Raw genomic sequence first — 3,585 nt, forward strand, 5'->3', positions numbered from 1 at the left:
GTCTATGTAGCGACTGGTTTGCCTAGCAATCACTTTTCGTCCATATAAATCGATAATCACCGACAAATATAACCAACCTTCACCCGTTTTAATATAAGTAATATCGGTTACCCATGTTTTATTAGGCTTATCAGGATTAAATTGCCTATCTAACGTGTTGGGCGCAATATTGTGATGAGCCTTGTCTGTTTTATGCTTGAATTTACGTGCTGCTTTACTCCGTAATCCCAATTGTTGCAAAACACGGCTAATTGTCCTTTCTGAAACTTGATAGCCTGCTTCTCTTGCATCATGAAGCAGGCTTGGCGCACCCAAACGGGCTTTATGTTGCCAATACTGCTTTTGGATATACTCGCTGAGTTTAACTGATTTGTTTGCTCTTTTTAACCAAGCATAATAACCCGATGAACTGACACCAAGTAATGAGCATATCCTAGTAACGGGATAGCAGGTTAAATGATTTTTCATATAAGCGTACTTCATCGACTTGGATTGTTGATGAAGTACACATGCGCCTTTTTTAGTATATCATTAGCCATTTTCAGTTCTTTAATCTCTTTTTCTAACGCCATAATCCGCTGTTGCTCAGCGGTTAACTCTCGACGGCTGGTTTTATTCGGGGAAAGTTGCCTAATCCATTTATCTAGGGTTGATTTACCCACACCTAGATGATTGGCAAGTTCGCTGATAGAAAGGTGTGCATTAGATAACGCATAATCCACTGATTGTTGTTTGAATTCGATATTAAATTTTTTGACCATGATATTTGTCTCCTATGATTTTTGTTTATACCATAGAGGCAACTTTTGTCCACTTTTTTGGCGAGGATCATCTTTATTAGAATTAAATACTGCTTTAAGTCGATTTGGTGCCAAAAGTACAAATAAACAATTCCAACAATTTATAAAAGAAAAAGTTGAGAATAATGTAGCAACATCTCAAAAAGGCAATAAATCAAGTAAGTTTGGCGAGCATGCCAAAAATGAAAAAGAATTAAATGCTGGAAAAGGGAAAAATGTTAGTAACCCTACTGTAAAACCAGGTGCTAATTTTGCCCCAGGTGCAAACCCAAACTTAACTGTTAATATGAATCAACAAAACAAACATATTGTTGGTACTAATGAGCATAAAACGGCAAATGCAAGCGCTTCTATACCAAGGAGTACTATTGATTCAAATATTGATGTTCAGCAATTGGTTAATAATTATGCTGGGACTGGAAGTGTGAAAGGAAAAATACCTTTAGGTCAACCAGGCTCAAAAGAAAATATATCTGCAAATCAATTTATAGGTAAATACTATGATCACAATATTAATATATTTGTACCGACAAAGAATTTCACAATCCACTATTCAAAAAAAGGAGTACATATCGTACCAGCGAGGCCATGAATTATGAATAATGAAGTATCAATAAATATAAGAAATCAAATTAATCAAAGTGTCATGTATAGTTTACTTGGCAGAGCAACAAAAAAAATGAGAGGCATTACAGCAGAATTAAATAAAGATAATTTATTAACAATAAAAATGTTTTTTGATAATAACTTATCAGAAGAAGAGGAAGAAGAAATGCAGATAGCTAATACTGAAGTTGTAGCTGATTTTTTCAATGATTTTAAAGATATCTATCTTGATTTATTGGTTGTACATAAATCAATAGATATTTATGATCAAAAAGGCAATTTAGGTTGGTTTTATTTGCGTAAAGAATATTAGCAATAATTAACTGAGTCATTATTATTTTAAACAGACTAAGAAGATCCCCATCTAAAAGATGGGATATTTTTTATTTTCTAGATCTTCATCGAAAGTTTAATAATTGACTGTAATAGCTTACTCTGACACACACCTTATAAAACTTTTATCTATTTGGTGACAGTTAACATTGTCACCAAATCCTATAATTTAAATAAAACATTAACATCAAAATAACGCATGGCGATGTAATGATAAGTGGTGCGCAGTTAGCCGCCGGTGAAAATATCATTATTGAAGCCAATCGTGATGTCAATATTACCACCTCAACCGATAAGCAAAACGAGCACAATAAATCCAGCAGTAAACAGACCAATATCACCTTAGGGGTACCTACTGCTGGCTCAAGTATTCGCTTTATTAATGGCAGTCCAAATCATGGAGTGGGCATGTTACCGTATGGTGACCAACGTAACGGTGAACAACATCATGCCGATGCCACAGCGCAAAATCCATCTTCATTAACGGCGAATAATATTTACATTAACAGTAAAGAAGGTCATGTTAATATCACCAGTAGCCAAATTGCTGCGGAAAAAGACATCAACATTAAAGCCAATAAAGGCAATATTACCGTCAATACAAGTAAAGATGCGTCTCGTATTGAAGAAAAAGGCTATCATAAACAAGTCGGTGAACTCGGTGGTGACGGCTACAGTGGTACCGTGGGCTGGCAAGAATCCCGCTATAAAAATTTGGAAAACAAGTCCACCCAAAGTAATATTCGCAGTGAAATTACCAGTGCTAAGGGTAATGTCAATTTGTGGGCCGGTGAGGATATTCGTCTGTCTGGTACCGATATTACCGCCGATAAATCGGTGAACTTAACCGGTAAAAATGTGATTATGGATACCAGTGAAGATGATAAGTTACAGCAATCACAAACCCAAGATAAGCAATACGGTGGAATGGCAACACATTTTCAAACAAAAAAATTAAGGGGTAAGTGTTTTTTAAATTCAACGGGAGGCAAGTAGCCTAACGAAGAATGTAATCGTTTATGATTATACCAATAGGCATAAGCCGAAAAAGCGCGTTGTAACTCAGCCGTTGAGTTGAAACGTTGGCCTTTTACAAATTCCGTTTTAATTGTTTTAAATGTCGCTTCCGCTACCGCATTGTCATATGGACACCCTTTCTTGCTTAATGAATGCGTGATATTAAATGTCTTAAAACAATCCGCTAATAACCGATTATCAAACGCTTTACCGCGGTCTGAATGAAATAAATCTAATTTTGATAATGGTTGTTTAATTTGGCTTAATGCCGACATAACAAGCTCTGCTGTTTTATGTTGACCAACATGGTAACCGACAATTTGCCTATCGGATAAGTTCACTAAAACACATAAATAGTTCCAACGTTGCTTAACTTGAATATACGTTAAATCCGCAACAACAATTTGTTTTTTATCACCTACATCAAATTGTCGTTGCAGGTGATTTTCTGTGGCGGTTTCATTCACTTCCGTATTGTGAGATTGATAACGTTTAACGGTGTATTTTGATACCAGCAATAAGGCTTTCATCACCCGAGCAATGTAACGGCGTGACACCCAAATATTCTCTTTCTGTAAATCAAAACGAATTCGTCTTGTACCATAAGACTGATAGCTCTGATTAAATAGCGTTACGATTTTATCGGCATAAAGCCCTACTGATTTTTGTCTATTCAATTTACACTGATAATAAGCATAATGTCTTGATAATCCTAAATATTGACATAGCTTTGTTATGCTATAACGATGTCGATTTGCTTTTAGGATAGCGATTTTCGCCCTATTATCAGTGCTGCTTGCTTTAGAATATCGTTTTCCATACGGAGTTG

The 3,585-nt window shown here is 35.6% G+C and carries 6 protein-coding genes; 3 read left to right on the forward strand and 3 right to left on the reverse strand.

The window, feature by feature from the left end; all coding sequences use genetic code 11:
- Positions 1-483, reverse strand: a 483-nt coding sequence (locus A9G25_RS07510) for a DDE-type integrase/transposase/recombinase (RefSeq protein ID WP_141674942.1), incomplete at its 3' end; no start/stop codon positions are given.
- On the reverse strand, positions 480-761 hold the full coding sequence (locus A9G25_RS07515) for an IS3 family transposase (protein WP_065625218.1): 282 nt from the start codon (positions 759-761) through the stop codon (positions 480-482). The genes A9G25_RS07510 and A9G25_RS07515, both read right to left, overlap by 4 nt.
- Between A9G25_RS07515 and A9G25_RS07520 the strand changes: the two genes are divergently transcribed.
- From A9G25_RS07520 to A9G25_RS07530, 3 genes are all read left to right on the forward strand, one after another.
- The gene (locus A9G25_RS07520) at positions 760-1,392 is read left to right on the forward strand and encodes a polymorphic toxin type 50 domain-containing protein (protein WP_141675049.1); all 633 of its coding nucleotides are present in this window, start codon (positions 760-762) and stop codon (positions 1,390-1,392) included. The genes A9G25_RS07515 and A9G25_RS07520 overlap by 2 nt on opposite strands.
- Before the next feature lie 3 nt (positions 1,393-1,395).
- Positions 1,396-1,719, forward strand: coding sequence for a hypothetical protein (locus tag A9G25_RS07525; RefSeq protein ID WP_065626407.1), 324 nt, complete (start codon positions 1,396-1,398; stop codon positions 1,717-1,719).
- A 206-nt stretch (positions 1,720-1,925) separates the two neighbouring features.
- Positions 1,926-2,735, forward strand: a complete 810-nt coding sequence (locus A9G25_RS07530) for a hemagglutinin repeat-containing protein (RefSeq protein WP_304363198.1) — start codon at positions 1,926-1,928, stop codon at positions 2,733-2,735.
- Here the strand turns inward: A9G25_RS07530 and A9G25_RS07535 are convergent.
- Positions 2,681-3,585, reverse strand: a 905-nt coding sequence (locus A9G25_RS07535) for an IS3 family transposase (RefSeq protein ID WP_141675050.1), incomplete at its 5' end; no start/stop codon positions are given. The two genes, A9G25_RS07530 and A9G25_RS07535, sit on opposite strands and share 55 nt — an antisense overlap.

The organism is Gilliamella sp. Bif1-4, from assembly GCF_001690535.1.
Taxonomy (GTDB): Bacteria; Pseudomonadota; Gammaproteobacteria; order Enterobacterales; family Orbaceae; genus Gilliamella; species Gilliamella bombi.

What these genes read in the sequence shown, in the direction of transcription:
- A9G25_RS07520 (WP_141675049.1), top strand. Translation starts at nt 760, where the DNA reads ATGATATTTGTCTCCTATGATTTTTGTTTATACCATAGAGGCAACTTT.
- A9G25_RS07515 (WP_065625218.1), bottom strand. Translation starts at nt 761, where the DNA reads ATGGTCAAAAAATTTAATATCGAATTCAAACAACAATCAGTGGATTAT.
- A9G25_RS07525 (WP_065626407.1), top strand. Translation starts at nt 1,396, where the DNA reads ATGAATAATGAAGTATCAATAAATATAAGAAATCAAATTAATCAAAGT.